At 67.2% G+C, this 14,631-nt stretch carries 13 protein-coding genes and 1 pseudogene; 4 read left to right on the top strand and 10 right to left on the bottom strand.

The window, feature by feature from the left end; translation table 11 throughout:
- Positions 1-374: 374 nt before the first annotated feature.
- Genes ACFW0H_RS12255 through ACFW0H_RS12245 form a run of 3 tightly spaced genes read right to left on the bottom strand, consistent with a single transcriptional unit; the run spans position 375 to position 3,422 of the window.
- Positions 375-1,229: an efflux RND transporter periplasmic adaptor subunit gene (locus tag ACFW0H_RS12255; RefSeq protein ID WP_422914172.1), complete on the bottom strand. Its 855-nt coding sequence runs from the start codon at positions 1,227-1,229 to the stop codon at positions 375-377.
- An 11-nt stretch (positions 1,230-1,240) separates the two neighbouring features.
- On the bottom strand, positions 1,241-1,447 hold the full coding sequence (locus tag ACFW0H_RS12250) for a DUF1656 domain-containing protein (RefSeq protein ID WP_422914171.1): 207 nt from the start codon (positions 1,445-1,447) through the stop codon (positions 1,241-1,243).
- Complete coding sequence (locus ACFW0H_RS12245; protein WP_422914170.1) at positions 1,434-3,422, bottom strand: FUSC family protein; 1,989 nt, start codon at positions 3,420-3,422, stop codon at positions 1,434-1,436. The genes ACFW0H_RS12250 and ACFW0H_RS12245 overlap by 14 nt, the downstream gene beginning before the upstream one ends.
- 193 nt (positions 3,423-3,615) lie before the next feature.
- Between ACFW0H_RS12245 and ACFW0H_RS12240 the strand changes: the two genes are divergently transcribed.
- The 4 genes from ACFW0H_RS12240 to ACFW0H_RS12225 are packed head-to-tail and all read left to right on the top strand — an operon-like array spanning position 3,616 to position 7,226.
- A complete protein-coding gene (locus ACFW0H_RS12240) occupies positions 3,616-4,254 on the top strand; it encodes a TetR/AcrR family transcriptional regulator (RefSeq protein ID WP_422914169.1) in 639 nt (212 codons plus the stop codon).
- A complete protein-coding gene (locus ACFW0H_RS12235) occupies positions 4,251-5,213 on the top strand; it encodes an HlyD family secretion protein (protein ID WP_422914168.1) in 963 nt (320 codons plus the stop codon). Before ACFW0H_RS12240 ends, ACFW0H_RS12235 begins: the two co-directional genes overlap by 4 nt.
- Complete coding sequence (locus tag ACFW0H_RS12230) at positions 5,200-6,150, top strand: ABC transporter ATP-binding protein (RefSeq protein ID WP_422914167.1); 951 nt, start codon at positions 5,200-5,202, stop codon at positions 6,148-6,150. Before ACFW0H_RS12235 ends, ACFW0H_RS12230 begins: the two co-directional genes overlap by 14 nt.
- Positions 6,147-7,226 carry an ABC transporter permease gene (locus ACFW0H_RS12225; RefSeq protein WP_422914166.1) on the top strand — a complete coding sequence of 360 codons (1,080 nt, stop codon included), beginning with the start codon at positions 6,147-6,149 and terminating at the stop codon, positions 7,224-7,226. Before ACFW0H_RS12230 ends, ACFW0H_RS12225 begins: the two co-directional genes overlap by 4 nt.
- 152 nt (positions 7,227-7,378) lie before the next feature.
- Here ACFW0H_RS12225 and ACFW0H_RS12220 read toward each other — a convergent pair whose 3' ends face one another.
- From ACFW0H_RS12220 to ACFW0H_RS12190, 7 genes and pseudogenes are all read right to left on the bottom strand, one after another.
- The gene (locus ACFW0H_RS12220; RefSeq protein WP_422914165.1) at positions 7,379-8,509 is read right to left on the bottom strand and encodes a TIGR03364 family FAD-dependent oxidoreductase; all 1,131 of its coding nucleotides are present in this window, start codon (positions 8,507-8,509) and stop codon (positions 7,379-7,381) included.
- A gap of 99 nt (positions 8,510-8,608) precedes the next feature.
- The gene (locus tag ACFW0H_RS12215; RefSeq protein ID WP_422914164.1) at positions 8,609-9,628 is read right to left on the bottom strand and encodes a putative 2-aminoethylphosphonate ABC transporter substrate-binding protein; all 1,020 of its coding nucleotides are present in this window, start codon (positions 9,626-9,628) and stop codon (positions 8,609-8,611) included.
- Between the two features lie 41 nt (positions 9,629-9,669).
- Positions 9,670-11,391, bottom strand: a complete 1,722-nt coding sequence (locus ACFW0H_RS12210) for a putative 2-aminoethylphosphonate ABC transporter permease subunit (RefSeq protein WP_422914163.1) — start codon at positions 11,389-11,391, stop codon at positions 9,670-9,672.
- Between the two features lies 1 nt (position 11,392).
- Positions 11,393-12,454, bottom strand: coding sequence for a putative 2-aminoethylphosphonate ABC transporter ATP-binding protein (locus ACFW0H_RS12205; RefSeq protein WP_422914162.1), 1,062 nt, complete (start codon positions 12,452-12,454; stop codon positions 11,393-11,395).
- Between the two features lie 376 nt (positions 12,455-12,830).
- Entirely contained in the window at positions 12,831-13,157 is a 327-nt protein-coding gene (locus ACFW0H_RS12200) for a helix-turn-helix domain-containing protein (protein WP_422914161.1), read from the bottom strand.
- A pseudogene (locus ACFW0H_RS12195) lies at positions 13,141-13,317 on the bottom strand (type II toxin-antitoxin system RelE family toxin); the annotation flags it as partial. The pseudogene ACFW0H_RS12195 and the gene ACFW0H_RS12200, both read right to left, overlap by 17 nt.
- A gap of 329 nt (positions 13,318-13,646) precedes the next feature.
- On the bottom strand, positions 13,647-14,507 hold the full coding sequence (locus ACFW0H_RS12190; RefSeq protein WP_422914160.1) for a LysR family transcriptional regulator: 861 nt from the start codon (positions 14,505-14,507) through the stop codon (positions 13,647-13,649).
- Positions 14,508-14,631 lie beyond the last annotated feature (124 nt).

The raw sequence follows: 14,631 nt of genomic DNA, 5'->3' as shown, positions 1-14,631 counted from the left end.
GGTGACTCGCGCCGGCAAGGCACGAACAATCCTGAAGCCGACTGCAGCCTGAAACTGAGCAACGGAGGTGAGGCAGCGACTGCGCCCCGTCAGGAGGCCGAGCGGAATCGTTGCAGAGGGGGACGAGCGGCATGGATGCCGCGAGAGGCGTGCGGGGCCATGGATGGCCCCTCGCGCCGGCCCCCGGCGCAACGATGGAGCGAGGGGACCCGACGAAGTCGGGCCGGATGCAGGGGCAAGCCCTCTTGGTTACTTCTGGGGCGACTGCCAGAAGTGACTCGCCGGGAGGCGAAACAGATACCTCAAACCCACTCAGCAATGAGCCGGACTACATGACATCGGCCGCTCCTTCAAAAGGACAAGGGGCGAAGCTCCTACTCCTCCACCGTCACACTGGCCGTCATCCCCGCGCTCAACTGAACATCCTCAGGCACCTGGTCCAGCTTGATCCGCACCGGGATCCGCTGCGCCAGGCGCACCCAGTTGAAGGTGGGTTCGACATTGGCCAGCAGCTGGGTATCCGGGCTGGCATTGCGGTCGGTGATGCCCCGGCTGATGCTCTCCACCTTGCCGGTCAGCGGTTCGCCGGCACTCATCAGCCAGACCTTCACCGGCGCGCCCACCTTGATGCGCGGCAGCTTGGTTTCCTCGAAGTAGGCCTGGACATAGAAGGAGCCATCGTCCACCAGCGCCATCACCGGCTGGCCGGCACTCACGTAGTTGCCCTGGGCGAGGCGCAGGTTGGTGACCTGCCCGTTGCGCGGCGCACGCAATTCGCTGCGGGCCAGGTTCAGCTCGGCCACCTTGAGTTCAGCCTGGGCTTCGCGGTACTCGGCACGGGCCACTTCAGCGGTGATCAGCGCGTTCTCCCGCAGCTCGGCGCTGATGGCCTGGGTCCCCAGGTGCTCGCGGCGGGAAGCCTCGTGCTCACGCAGGCGCAACTGGTGCTGGCGGGTATCGGCCACCGCGCGGGCCTTTTCCACTGCCGCCTGGTAGCGCTCGCGGTCGACCGACAGCAGCAGGTCGCCGGACTTCACCTCCTGGTTGTCCCGGACCTTGAGGTCCATCACCCAGCCGGACACGTCCGGCGCGATCACCACCACGTCGGCGCGTACCCGCGCGTCACGGGTCCAGGGTGCAAGCATGTAGTGCTGCCAGAGCCAATAGCCGGACACCAATGCCGCCACGACCAGGCCGAGGGTTACCAGCACACGCAACATGGAACGCATTTCTCTCTCCTTCACCACTGCCCGGTCAGCGCTACCAGCGCGGCCAGCACACAGACATACAAAGCAGAATCGAACAGCGCTTCATGCCAGATCCAGCGGGTCGCGCCAATCCGGGCCAGGCCGAAGCGCAATACGCCGGTCGCCAGCAAAGCCAGCACTGCGTAGATCAGAAAGGGGCTGAGCAGCACGCCGCCCAGGGACCATTCACGCAAGCCCATGGCTCGCCTCCTGTTGTTCACACCATTGCCACCAGCTCTGCTGCAACTGCAGCAAGGCCGCCTGGGCCAGGCGGCGGTCGATGCTGCGCCCGGCGGCACGCAGCGCCGACAGCAGCTCGCCGGCGGGCTCGTCGAGGGCCTGGGCACGACCGGGCGCCGGCCCCTGTAGCAGGATGCGCTCCAACTGCCGCAGGAAGCGCTGCTCGGATGCCCCCAGGGGCTTGTCGGCGGCCGCCAGGCAGCGCCGCAGGTGCAGCAGCTCGTCGCCCAGGTCGAGGCTGGCGACACCGTCGTCCCAGCGGCTGCGGGTCTGTTCCGGCAGCACCGGATAGAGCCGCGCCAGCTGCAACAGGCGGTCGGCCATGCGCCCGCCGAACCAGTTTTCCGCACCGACCGGGGCCACGCTGGTCAGGCGCGCGAGATCGGCCAGGGTCGCCTTGAGCAGGCGACGGCCGTGCCAGACCGGATCGCGCAGCTTGATCAAGCGGAACGACAGCACGGCGAATCCCACCCCCAGGAGCATGGAAATCGCCTCGTTGAAGAACAGCCCGACATCGAAGCGCATGACGTTCTGCGGCGCGCAGAGCACGATGAAATGCAGGCAGAAGGAGGTAGCCGTGGCGCCCAGGGCCGGCTTGGCCATGCCCAGGGCACCGAAGAACAGCGGCACCCCCAGGGCCAGGCAGAGCATGGCGAAGCCACTGAGTTGGGGCAGTATCAGTTGCCCGACGACAAAGGCCGCCGGCAGCGCATACAAGATACCGCGCAGGAACAGGAAGCCGATCTGCTCGGCATTTTCGCGGCTGGCGAACAGCCCGCAGATCACGCAGGTGAGGGTCAGGGCGCCGACCGCCGAGGTCCAGGCAGTGGCCAGCCAGAACGCCGACAGCCCGAGGAAGGCCAAGGCACTGCGCAGGCCATAGATGGTGGCGGTCTGCAGGTCGCGATGGGTGGAAAGCGGCGGCGGTGCATCGGCCGGTGCCTCGCCACGTTCCACCGCGTGCATGGAGCCCACCGCCGCCGCAGCCTGACGCATCACCACCGCCATGCGCCCTAGGCAATACTGCTGGACGGTGGACAGGCTTTCGTCCTCGGACGCCAGCAGCAGGCGTTCGCGCAGAGCGTCCAGGCGCGGCGCGTCGGGCTCGGCCAGGGCCTGCTCCACTTCCTCCAGCCAGGGCCGCAACCGCTCGGCCTCACCCTCCCCCAACTGGCGCCACTGCCGAGAGACGCCACGGGCCAGGCGCAGCAGGCTGAGCAGGTCGTGGCTGAGCACCTGCAGGGCCATGGCGCGCTGGCGACCGCGGTTGCCCTCGAACCAGGCATGCTCGCGCTGGGCATCCACCGCAACGATGCGCCCGAGCACGCCGAGCAGGCCCTGGCGCTCGTGGCGTTCGCCCTTGAGCGCCGTGAGCGCCGCCTGGATTCCGCATTGCCAGGCGTCCTGCGCCTGCCGGGCCAGCTGCCGTTCGACCCGCTGCGGCCAGAGCAGCGCGCTGGTCAAGGTGGCGCAGATGATGCCGAGGCAGATTTCCGTGCTGCGGGCCACCGCCTGGTCGAACACCGTCAGCGGATGGGCGATGGCCGGCAGGCCGATGATGGCCACGGTGTAGCCGGCCAGCACGAAGGAGTAGGACCAGGCGCTGCGCATCATGGTCGACGCGGCGGTGCAGATGCCCAGCCAGGTGGCCAGCGCCAGCAGGAACAGCCAGGGCGTCTGGGCGAAGAGCGCCACGATCACCACCGACATGATCGTCCCCACCAGGGTGCCGAGCAGCCGCGCCAGGCCCTTCTGCACCACCATGCCGGAGAGCGGCTGGGCCACGATGAAGGCGGTCATCAGCGCCCACTGCGGCTGCTGCAGGTCGAAGCGGAATGCGCACCAAAGCGCCAGGCCGCCACCCAGCAGGGTCTTGATGACGAATTGCAGCGCCGGGATGTCAGGCGCCAGGAAGGCACGCAGGGTATCGCGCACGGGCAAGGTCCAGGGGTCAACCAGATAGAAATTGAAGATAGCCCGCCGGGGCCGGCCAGCTATACGCAAGACTTATTATTAGCTTCCTATCTGTTTTCGTCCAGAGGGCAATTTCGCGTTCGTCGGCTCTTCGTTGCTAATTAATTAAATGAATATTTAAATAAAACCGTTGTTCCTTCCCCGGAGAGTTCCCGTGACCCGCCCCCGCTCCCCCGGCCGCCCCACCGGCGATTCCCAGCTCCAGCGCGAGCGCCTGCTGGACGCCGCCACCCAGGCCTTCGCCCAAATCGGCATCCACGCCGCCAGCCTGCGCGGCATCGCCCAGCAGGCCGGGGTGACGCCGGCCCTGGTCAACTACTACTTCGGCAACAAGGAACGCCTGGTGGACGCCATGGTGGAAGAGCGCCTGCTGCCGCTGTTCCAGGGCATGGCCGAACGCCTGCAGCAAGTGGGAGACGACCCGCTGGAGCTGGTCACCGCCTTTGTCCGTGGCATGAGCGCCAACCTCAGCCGCAATCCCTGGCTGCCCCCGCTCTGGGTGCGCGAAGTGCTCTGCGAAGGCGGCGCCCTGCGGGAAATGCTCGCCGGGCGCTTCGCACCCATGGTGCCCATCCTGCTGGCCCAGCGCTTCGCCGCGGCCCAGGCCGGCGGACGCCTGAACCCCGACATCGACCCACGCCTGCTGGTGGTTTCGCTGGTGGGCCTGGTGATGCTGCCCTACGCCGCCGGGCAGATCTGGCGCGGCATCTTCGCCAGCCCGGAACTGGGTGACGAGGCCATGGTGAAGCACATACTGGCGCTGCTGGAGCGCGGCCTGGAGGTGAAACCATGAACAGGTTGCTGCCCTGCCTGCTGGCCTTCACCCTGCTCGCCGGCTGCGAAGACCCGGCGCGGGAACCCCTGCTCGGCACCCTGGAATGGGACCGCATCGGCCTGCCTGCCGAGGCCTCGGAAACCATCCTCGCCTGGCGCGTGGCGGAAGGCGATCGGGTGCACGAAGGCCAGCTCCTGCTGGAACTGGACCCGCGCCGTCTCGACGCCCGCCTCAAGGAAGCCGAAGGCGACGTCGGCCTGGCCCAGGCGCGGCTCGACGAGCTGGCCAACGGCGCGCGCAGCGAAACCATGGACGCCGCCCGCGCCACCCTCAGCCGCAACCGCGCCGAACTCACCGACGCCGAGCGTACCTTCCAGCGCATCCAGGCCCTCTACCAGCGCCACCAGGTGGCCATTGCCGAGCTGGATCGCGCCCGCGCCGCCCGCGACCAGGCGCACGCCGCGGTGAACAACGCCGACGCCCAGCTGCGCGAACTCACCAACGGCACCCGCCCGGAACAGATCGAGCAGGCCACCGCCCAGCTCCAGGCCGCCCAGGGCCGACTGGCGCAACTGCAGGTCACCCGCGAGCACCTCAGCCTGCGCGCGCCCCGCGCCGGCCGGGTCGACGCCCTGCCTTTCAAGCCTGGCGACCAACCGCCGCTGAACGCCGAACTGGTCAGCCTGCTGGTGGGTGACGCGCCCTATGCGCGGGTCTACGTGCCGGCCTCGGTGCGCCCGCAGATCGCCATCGGCGACGCCCTCAAGGTGAAGGTGGAAGGCGTGCCCGAGCCCTTCGATGCGACGGTGCGCAGTATCGCCAGCGAATCCAGCTTCACCCCCTACTTCGCGCTGACCGGTGAAGACGCCAGCCGCCTGGTCTACCGCGCCGAACTGGTGCTCAAGGGCGAGGCCGCGCGGCAGCTGCCCGCCGGCCTGCCGGTGCAGGCGGAGCGAGTGAGCCATGAACAGCAATGAAGAAATCGTCATCCGCGCCAGCGGCCTGACCAAGCACTTCGGCCAACTCGCCGCGGTCGACGGGCTGGACCTGCACGTCAACCGCGCCGAGGTCTTCGGCTTCCTCGGCCCCAACGGCAGCGGCAAGTCCACCACCATCCGCATGCTCTGCGGGCTGCTGCTGCCCAGCAGCGGCGAGATCGACGTATTGGGCTGCCAGGTCCCCCGCGACGCCGAGGTCCTGAAGCGGCGCATCGGCTACATGACCCAGAAGTTCTCCCTCTACGAAGACCTGACGGTGGGCGAGAACCTGGAATTCCTCGCCACCGTCCAGGGGCTGGACCGCCGCGCGGCGCGCCAGCGTATCGACGAACTGCTGGAGCGCTACTGGCTGGCCGATCGCCGCAAGCAGCTGGCCGGCACCATGAGCGGCGGCCAGAAGCAGCGCCTGGCCCTGGCCGGCGCGGTGCTGCACAAGCCCGACCTGCTGCTGCTGGACGAACCCACCAGCGCCGTGGACCCCCAGTCGCGCCGGGAATTCTGGGATTCGCTGTTCGAGCTGGCGGAAGCCGGCACCACCCTGCTGGTCTCCACCCACTACATGGATGAAGCGGAACGCTGCACCCGCCTCGGTATCCTCGACGCCGGCCGGCTGGTGGCCGACGGCAGCCCGGCGGAGCTGATGGCCGCCCTGCCGGGCCGCCCGCTGCTGGTGGAATGCGCCCAGCCGCGCCAGGCCCAGCGAGCCCTGCAAGGCGCCGAGGAGGTCATCGCCATGGCCCAGATCGGCGCCTCGCTGCGGGTGCTCAGTGCCGTCGCCGATGCCCGCGAGCGCATCGCCCGACGCCTGGCCGACCACGGCGTGGAAGCCGAAGTGACCTACACCCAGGCCAACCTCGAAGACGTCTTCGTCGCCGTCACCCACCGCCCGCTCGAACGGGCTGGAGCGTCATCATGAACCTGCGCCGCCTGGGGGCCATCGTCCTCAAGGAACTGCGCCAGCTGCGCCGCGACCGCCTGACCTTCGCCATGATCGTCGGCATCCCGATCATGCAGCTCATCCTTTTCGGCTACGCCATCAACATGGACGTGCGCGGCCTGCACGCCGCCGTGCTGGACCAGGCCGACACCGCCCGCTCCCGCGAAGTGGTGGCCGAATTCGGCGCCAGCCAGGTGCTGGATTACCGCTACCAACTGGCCAACCCGCAACAGCTCGACCAGTTGCTGCGCGAGGGCAGCATCAGCGCCGCCCTGGTGGTGCCACCGGACTTCGAGGCACGCCTGCAGCGCCGCGACCGCCCACCGCTGCAGCTGGTGGTGGACGGTTCCGACCAGGTGGTGCAGGCCTCCGCCCGCCAGCTGGCGGCCTACCCCCTGCCCGGCTGGCCCAACCTCACCGGCGTGCAAGTGGTCAACCTCTACAACCCGGAACGCCTGGCGCCGCTGAACACCGTACCGGGGCTGATCGGCGTGATCCTGACCATGACCATGGTGCTGTTCACCGCCATCGCGCTGGTGCGCGAGCGGGAGCGCGGCAACATGGAACTGCTGATCACCACGCCCGTTTCGCCCTGGGAACTGACCCTGGGCAAGGTGCTGCCCTTCGTCGGCATCGGCCTGGTGCAGGTGACGGTGATCCTGCTGGTGGGGCTCTGGCTGTTCGAGGTGCCGGTACGCGGCTCGTTGCTGGAGCTCTACGGCGCGGCGCTGGTGTTCATCCTCGCCAGCCTGACCCTCGGGGTGTTCATCTCCACCCTCGCCCGCAGCCAGTTCCAGGCGATGCAGATGGCCTTCTTCACCTTCCTGCCGCAGATTCTGCTGTCGGGTTTCATGTTCCCCTTCGCCGGTATGCCCAAGGTGGCGCAGTGGATAGCCGAGATACTGCCGCTGACCCACTTCCTGCGCCTGACCCGCGGCATCATGCTGCGCGGCGCGGGCCTGGCCGACCTCTGGTTGGAGCTGGTGGTGCTGGTGGTGTTCACCCTGGTGATGCTCACCGTCGCGGTGATGCGGGTGCACAAGCGGTTGGATTGATCCCGCATTCGATGGGGCGATCATTTCTCTGTAGGGGCGAATTCATTCGCCAAGCAGACCGAAGGTCTGCCCTTCGAGCTACCAGGGGGCAGCTGCGCCGCCCTTGGCGAATGAATTCGCCCCTACAACAAGCATTCCGCCCATTGCTCGGATCAGGCCAGCAACCCCGCCATCGTCCGCTCCCCGAGAGCCGGTCCCACGCTCATGCCCACGCCGCTGTGCATCAACACGGCGGTCACCCCCGGCGCCGCCCTGAGCACCGAATACGGCCCCGGCCCGCGAGCGCCGTAGACGCCCTGCCAACGCTCCACCACCTTCAGGCGGGTGCCCAGGGTGTGTTCGGCCAGCGCCAGCATGATGTCGTCCACCACCTCGGCATTGAACGGCGAGGCATCGCTGCCGTAGTGGTGGGAATCACCGACGATCAGCTCGCCGTAAGGCGTCGGGCTGACCAGCAGGTGGATGCCGTGCGCCTCCAGCTGCGGCTGCTCCTTCTGGATCTGCTCGCGGATGGCCTCCGCTTCCGGCAGGTCGGCGAAAGCGCCGTAGTGGACGCAGCTGAGCCCGGTGAGCACCGCCTGGTTCAGGCCGAAGTCGCACTCCGGGCGCACCCGCAGCATCTGCAGCCGGCATACCTGGGGCTGCAGCGGGGCGATCTGCTCGGCCAGCAGGGTCTGATAGTCATGCCCGGAACAGACGATGATCTGCTCGGCCCGGCAGCGGCCCTTGGTGCTGTGGATAACCCCCGGCTCGACATCACGCACCAGAGTGGAGAAATGAAACTCGACGCCGTACTCGCGGCGCAGGTAGTCCACCAGCGCGGGCACGGCCTCGCGGGAGTAGATCTGCTGGTCATCCAGGCCCAGCAGGGCGGCACGGTGGTGGCTGAACTGGCCCCGGTAGAGGTCATGCAGGCGTTCGCCGCGCAGCAGCTCGACGTGGTAGCCGTGTTCCGGCGCGCGCACTTCGCAGAAGGCTTCCAGCAGCTCCTCCTCGGCGCGGGTGCGGGCGAACAGCAGCGAGCCGTTGCGGCGGATATGGAATCCAGCGGCCTCGGCCCAGCCGGCCCAGATCTCGCGGCTGTCGCGGGCCAGGGCATGCATCGGGCCCGGCGGCTGGCCGGTGACCAGGGCCTGGCCGAAGTTGCGCACCGAAGCGCCGAGCGGCGTGGCGCTGCGTTCGAAAACGCTGACGCGCAGGCCACGCCGGGCGGCGGCGTAGGCGTGGGACAGGCCGAGGATGCCGGCGCCGACGACGGCGATATCGGTGTCTTGCAGGGGCATGGAGTGACTCCTTGGAATCGAGCGGGGCCCGGCATCCCTCACCCCAACCCCTCTCCCAGAGGGAGAGGGGCTAGCCATGCACGAGGCCGGGCCGGCGTATTACTGCGGCAGCTTCTCGGACTTGCCGTCGTAACGCTTGCGCCATTCGGCGAGGATCTGGTCGCGGTTCTGCGAGGCCCAGGCGAAGTCGTTCTTTATCAGGCGCTGCTCGTAGTCAGCCGGCAGTTCGGTCTGCGGCTTGGCGATGCCAGGGGCAGCGAGGACGGCGAAGTTCTCCTTGTACAGCTCCATGGCGGCGGGGCTGGCGGAGAAGTCGGCGAGTTTCTTCGCTGCTTCCATCTGGTCGGTGCCCTTGACAATGCCGGTGGCTTCGATTTCCCAGCCCAGGCCTTCCTTCGGCAGGACGATGTCCAGCGGAGCACCCTGGCGCTTCAGTTGCACAGCCGGGTATTCGAAGGAGATGCCGATGGGGAACTCACCCGCGGCAGCCAGCTTGCACGGCTTGGAGCCGGAATGGACGTACTGGCCAATGTTCTGGTGCAGGCCATCCATGTAGGCCCAACCCTGCTTCTCGCCGAAGGTCTGCAGCCAGGCGCTGACGTCGAGGAAGCCGGTGCCGGAGGAAGCCGGGTTCGGCATCACGATCTTGCCCTTGTATTCAGGCTTGGTCAGGTCTTCCCAGCTGCCGGGCTTGGCCAGGCCCTGCTTCTCGGCCTCAACGGTGTTGAAGCAGATGGTCGCGGCCCACACGTCCATGCCTACCCAGGCCGGCGGGTTGGCGGCGTCGCGGTAGTTGGCGCCGATGGTTTCCAGGTGCTTGGGCGCGTACTTCTCCAGCATGCCCTGCGCATCGAGGATGGCCAGGCTGGAAGCCGCCAGGCCCCAGACGGCGTCAGCCTGCGGGGCGTCTTTCTCGGCCAGCAGCTTGGCGGTGATGATGCCGGTGGAGTCGCGCACCCACTTGATCTCGATGTCCGGGTTCTGCGCTTCGAAGGCCTTCTTGTAGGCCGACAGCTGTTCGGCTTCCAGGGCGGTGTAAACGGTCAGCTCGGTGGCGGCGTGGGCCTGGAGGCTGAAGCCGGCCACTGCGGCAGCGGCGAGGGCGAGGCGTTTGAACATGGAAAGCTCCTTGTCGGGGTTGGCTTGCGGTTTGTGGTTGTTCAGGGAGTGGCCGGTGCGCCCCGGCGCCAGGCCTGGGACCGGCGCAGCAGGCCGCGCGAGGCCCAGGCCAGCAGCAGGGAAACCGCGGCCGAGGTGAGCAGGATCAGGGTGGACATGGCGGCCGCGCCGCCGACGTTGCCGGCGTCATCCATGTTCAGCACGGCCACGGCGGCGAGGATGCTGTCCGGGCTGTAGAGGAAGATGGCGGCGGACACCGTGGTCATGGCCGAGACGAACAGGTAGCGGACGATATCCAGCAGCGCCGGCAGGCAGATGGGCACCGTCACCCGCAGGTAGTGGCGCCACAGCGGCGCCTTGAGCGACAGCGCGGCAGCCTCGAACTCGCCGTCCAGCTGGCGCAGGGCGGTGGTGGCGGTCATCTGCGCGGTGGTCAGGAAGTGCGCGATGGAGCAGATCACCAGCAGGGTCATGCTGCCGTAGAGAAAATGCAGCGGGTTGCCCGGCAGGTTGAAGAAGAAGACGTAGCCGAGGCCGAGCACCAGGCCGGGTACCGCCATGGGCACGAAGCTCAGGAGACGCAGGGCCTGGTTCAGCCACTGCTGGCCACGGGTCTTCTCCATCAGGTAGGCGCCGGTGAAGATCAGCGCGCCGCCGAACAAGGCCGTGCAGGTGGCCAGGGTCAGGCTGTTGCGGTAGGCCAGCCAGCCGCCGCCGGCGGTTTCCTCGAAGGCGTAGTGACGCAGGGACAGCGACAGGTTGTAGGGCCAGAACTTCACCAGGGACGAGTACACGGCCATGCCCAGCACCAGCAGCAGGACAGCGCAGACCACCAGCACCAGGGCCAGGAAGCAGGCATCGCGCACCTTCGACGGCGCCGGATGGAACACCTGCGCACGGCCGCTCATGGCCTCGCCCTGGCGGCGACGCAGCCAGGCATCGACGCCGAAGCTGAGCAGCGCCGGCACCAGCAGCACCATGCCGATCAGCGCACCACGACCGAACTGCTGCTGGCCAACCACCGCCTTGTAGGCCTCCAGCGCCAGCACCTGGTAGTCGCCACCGACGACCACCGGCACGCCGAAGTCGGTGATGCACAGGGTGAACACCAGGCAGAAGGCGGCGAACACCGCCTGGCGGGTGGCCGGCCAGGTGATGCTGCGAAACGCCTTCCAGGGGCCGGCGCCCATGCTGGCGGCCGCGTCGAACAGGCGCGCGTCCGCCATGCCGAGGGCCGAGAGCAGCACCATCAGCGCATGGGGGAAGGTGTAGATGGCCTGGCCCAGGACGATGCCCCAGAAGCCATAGATGTTGTCCGGCAGCCAGTCGCGCAGCAGGCCCTGGTTGCCGAACAGGTAGATCAGCGCGATGCCCGGCAGCATCGACGGCGCCAGCAGCGGCAGCAGGGATATCCCCCGCCACAGCCCCTTGGCCGGAATCAGCGTGCGCTGCAGCGCATAGGCGAACAGGTAGGCGGTGGGCACCACGATGGCGGCCACGCTGAGGGATACCTTCAGGCTGTTGCCCAGCAGCCAGTGGAAGTTGGCGCTGGCGAACAACTCCCGGGCCGCAGCGAGACCGCCGCCCTGCCCTGCATCACCACTGAAGCCGCGCCAGAAGATGGCCAGCAGCGGCAGCAGCACGGCCACGGTCAGCACGCCCAGAAACAGGGTTTTGCCGCCCTGCACGAAGAGGCGGTCGCCCAGGTCGGTGCGTAGCACACCCTTGGCCGGGGCTTTGTCCAGCTTGATCACGGCATCCATCTCAGGCGAACACCTGCAGGCTGCGCGACGGCAGCGCCACCCAGATATCCGGGGTACCCAGGCGCGGCAGGCTCTCGGGATCCAGCTCGGCCAGCAGCGGATGACCCGGCAGTTGCTCCAGCTCGAAGCTCATGCGGCAACGATTGCCGAGGAAAGTGATCTCCCGCACCTGGGCGCGGAAACGGTTGTCCTGCTGCTCGGTGGGGTTGATGGCGATGGCTTCGGGGCGGCAGAACAGGCGGCCGCTAGCGGCAGCGCCAGCCGACTCGGGCAGGCGCAGGTCGAGGCTGCCGACGCGGGCATGGCCATTCTGGCGCGACTCGAAGGGCAGCCAGTTGCCCTGGCCAACGAACTCCGCGACGAAGGGCGTGGCCGGTTGGCGGTAGATCTCCTGCGGGGTACCGTACTGCTCCACGCGGCCCTGGTTCATCACCGCGATGCGGTCGGCCATCAGCATGGCCTCGTCCTGATTGTGGGTGACCATCAGAGTGGTGATGCCCAGGTTCTTCTGCAGCTGGCGCAGTTCGGTGCAGAGGTGTTCGCGCACGCGGGCATCCAGTGCCGACATGGGCTCGTCCAGCAGCAGCAGGGACGGCGCTGGCGCCAGGGCGCGGGCCAGGGCGACGCGTTGCTGCTGGCCGCCGGAGAGCTGGCCGGGGAACTTCTTCTCGCTGCCGGAAAGACCTACCAGCTCCAGCATCTCGGCCACCCGGGCGCGAGCCTGTTCACGGCTGGCGCCGGCCAGGCCGTAGGCGATGTTCTGCTCCACCGTCAGGTTGGGGAACAACGCGTAGGACTGGAACAGGATGCCGTAGTCACGGGCCTGGGGCGGCAGGCGGGAAATGTCCCGCTGGCCGATATGCAGGGTGCCGCTGTCCTGCTGTTCCAGCCCGGCGATGCAACGCAGCAGCGTGGTCTTGCCACAACCGGACGGCCCCAGCAGGCACACCAGTTCGCCCTCGGCGATATCCAGGCTCACCCCGCCCAGGGCGGTAAAGTGGCCGAAGCGCTTGTGGATATCTCGCACCCGCATATGGGTGGCGTGCTGGTCGGGGTGAGACATGGCGGTACCTCGTTAAGCGGTTGGCGTGCACAGGGGCACGGCTCGACGAGGTTGATGCTAGGGAGGGATTGCGAAGGCCAGATGGCGATTAGGCAAAGTCCGCCGATAGTGGCATTGGTGGATTTGGGATGGGGAGGTGGGCGTGATGTAGGGTGGATAGCGCTTTTCTATCCACCATCGCCGTTCGGCATGGCCTGATGGTGGATCGGTGAAGCGTGATCCACCCTTGGGACTACTCGTTGCCAGGCGGAACCCTGTGGGGGCGATTTCAATCGCTGAGCAGGCCGAAGGGCTGCTCTGCAATCCATCAGGGGGCAACTGCGTTGCCCTCAGCGAATGAAATCGCCTCCACATGAGAATTCGTGGCCCTCCCCCATTAGAGCTGCAATTGGTCGGACCTGATGCCCAAGGCCATTGCAATCCGCTCGCGAGTGGCCTTGCGTGGCCTGGAAGACGATTCCTGTTGTGCATAGGCGGACTGGGTGATGCCGAGATGCCCGGCCACCTCCGCCTGGGTAAGGCCCAGATGTTCGCGCCAGGCGCGAATCGCTGTGGCGCCATCGACCATGCGGCTGACCACATCGTGGGGGATCAGGTCGTCATGGAGGCGGCGTTGGGCAATGTACTCCTCATAGGGAATGACGACGAAAGCCGGCTTGCCATCCGCGCCGTTGATGATCTGAATGCTAGTAGGTCCGTTCATCGCGTTTCTTTACCTCCTGAACATCAACAACCCTGATTCCGCCATCCCAATCGAAGAGGACCCGGTAGTTGCCGACCCTGAGACGGTAGCCGTATTGATGGTTGTCCAGGGACTTGACGTTCTGACAATCGGGCATCCTGCTGAGCTCACCGACTGCATCTATTAGAGTTTGTTAAATAAAACTAATAACCAGGCAGGAGCCTTCTGAGGACTACCACCGTGCGGAACCCTGTGGGGGCGCGATTTCGATCGCCAAGCAGGCCGAAGGCTGCCCTGCAAGCCATGAGGGGCGGCGATACCGCCCTCAGCGAACCCCCACATGAGGGTTCGCCGCCCGGATGCAATCCGAGAGTTCCTGCGCGAGGGTTCCCCGGATTTCATCCGGGCTACGCGACTACCGGCACACGTAGGGTGGGAAATCGCCTTTCATTTCCACCGTCCGGCGTCCCGGGAGACCGCGAATGGTGGATCGATGAAGCGTGATCCACCCTACGTGGTTTCTTCGCGGGCCAGGGCCAGGAAGGCTGCCGGCAGCCGCGCCTGGCGGCGCTCCTTGAGGCAGTAGAGGTATTCGTCGATCAGGGGCGCGCCCTTGAGTTCGATCACCCGCAGCTCCGGGTTATCCGGCACTTCGTGGCGGGCGATGACGCTGATGCCGAGGTTGCGGATCACCGCTTCGCGGATGGACTCGCGGCTGCCGATTTCCAGCAGCGGGCCGATGGAGATGCCGGCTTCCTTGAGCATGTCCTCGGTGAGCTGGCGGGTGGTGGAGCCGGGTTCGCGCATCAAGAGGCAGTGGCCCTTGAGGTCCGAAAGGCTCACCGACTTGCGCCGGGCCAGCGGGTGTTCGCGGTGTACGGCGAGCACCAGCGGGTCGCTGCCGAGGACGATGCGGGTCAGGCGGGCGTCATCCAGGCACTGTGAGGAAGCGGCGAGATCGACCCGGTATTCCTCCAGCGCTTCGATCACCTGTTGGGAATTGCCGATCTCCAGTGACACGTCGGTCTGCGGGAAGCGCGCGCGAAAGGCGCGTACCAGGTCGAGGATGTAGTACGGCGCGGTGGCGCCGATGCGCAGGGTGCCCTGCATCTGCCCGCAATTGCGCAGGTAGAACTCGATATCGGCTTCCTGCTGCAGCAGCACCTTGACCATGGGCAGCAACCGGGCGCCCTCCTCGCTTACCACCAGCCGGCGACCGCCACGGCGGAACAGTTCGACGCCGTACTGGCCTTCAAGATTGCGGATCTGGGTGGTCACCGTGGGTTGGCTGAGGCCGAGCTTCTTCGCCGCCTGGGTGATGCTGCCCAGGCGGGCGACCATATAGAAGGCCTTGAGCTCAGCGCTGAGCATGGCGCGAGTTCACGAAGGGGGGATTTGGCACGGCCGAGACCTCGGGATGCAGTGAAATCCCGGGCATTCTGCCCGTGGCGGATCAAGCTGCACAGCCTGCAGGGGTGGCCATGAAACGAAAGCC

This window comes from Metapseudomonas cellulosilytica, from assembly GCF_049334135.1.
Taxonomy (GTDB): domain Bacteria; phylum Pseudomonadota; class Gammaproteobacteria; order Pseudomonadales; family Pseudomonadaceae; genus Metapseudomonas.
This window is presented reverse-complemented; position numbering and strand designations above follow the sequence as displayed.

Excerpts from the sequence above, each read along its gene's own strand:
- ACFW0H_RS12250 (WP_422914171.1), bottom strand. The coding sequence starts at position 1,447 with ATGGGCTTGCGTGAATGGTCCCTGGGCGGCGTGCTGCTCAGCCCCTTT.
- ACFW0H_RS12215 (WP_422914164.1), bottom strand. The coding sequence starts at position 9,628 with ATGTTCAAACGCCTCGCCCTCGCCGCTGCCGCAGTGGCCGGCTTCAGC.
- ACFW0H_RS12230 (WP_422914167.1), top strand. The coding sequence starts at position 5,200 with ATGAACAGCAATGAAGAAATCGTCATCCGCGCCAGCGGCCTGACCAAG.
- ACFW0H_RS12190 (WP_422914160.1), bottom strand. The coding sequence starts at position 14,507 with ATGCTCAGCGCTGAGCTCAAGGCCTTCTATATGGTCGCCCGCCTGGGC.
- ACFW0H_RS12210 (WP_422914163.1), bottom strand. The coding sequence starts at position 11,391 with ATGGATGCCGTGATCAAGCTGGACAAAGCCCCGGCCAAGGGTGTGCTA.
- ACFW0H_RS12200 (WP_422914161.1), bottom strand. The coding sequence starts at position 13,157 with ATGAACGGACCTACTAGCATTCAGATCATCAACGGCGCGGATGGCAAG.
- ACFW0H_RS12220 (WP_422914165.1), bottom strand. The coding sequence starts at position 8,509 with ATGCCCCTGCAAGACACCGATATCGCCGTCGTCGGCGCCGGCATCCTC.
- ACFW0H_RS12225 (WP_422914166.1), top strand. The coding sequence starts at position 6,147 with ATGAACCTGCGCCGCCTGGGGGCCATCGTCCTCAAGGAACTGCGCCAG.
- ACFW0H_RS12205 (WP_422914162.1), bottom strand. The coding sequence starts at position 12,454 with ATGTCTCACCCCGACCAGCACGCCACCCATATGCGGGTGCGAGATATC.
- ACFW0H_RS12235 (WP_422914168.1), top strand. The coding sequence starts at position 4,251 with ATGAACAGGTTGCTGCCCTGCCTGCTGGCCTTCACCCTGCTCGCCGGC.
- ACFW0H_RS12255 (WP_422914172.1), bottom strand. The coding sequence starts at position 1,229 with ATGCGTTCCATGTTGCGTGTGCTGGTAACCCTCGGCCTGGTCGTGGCG.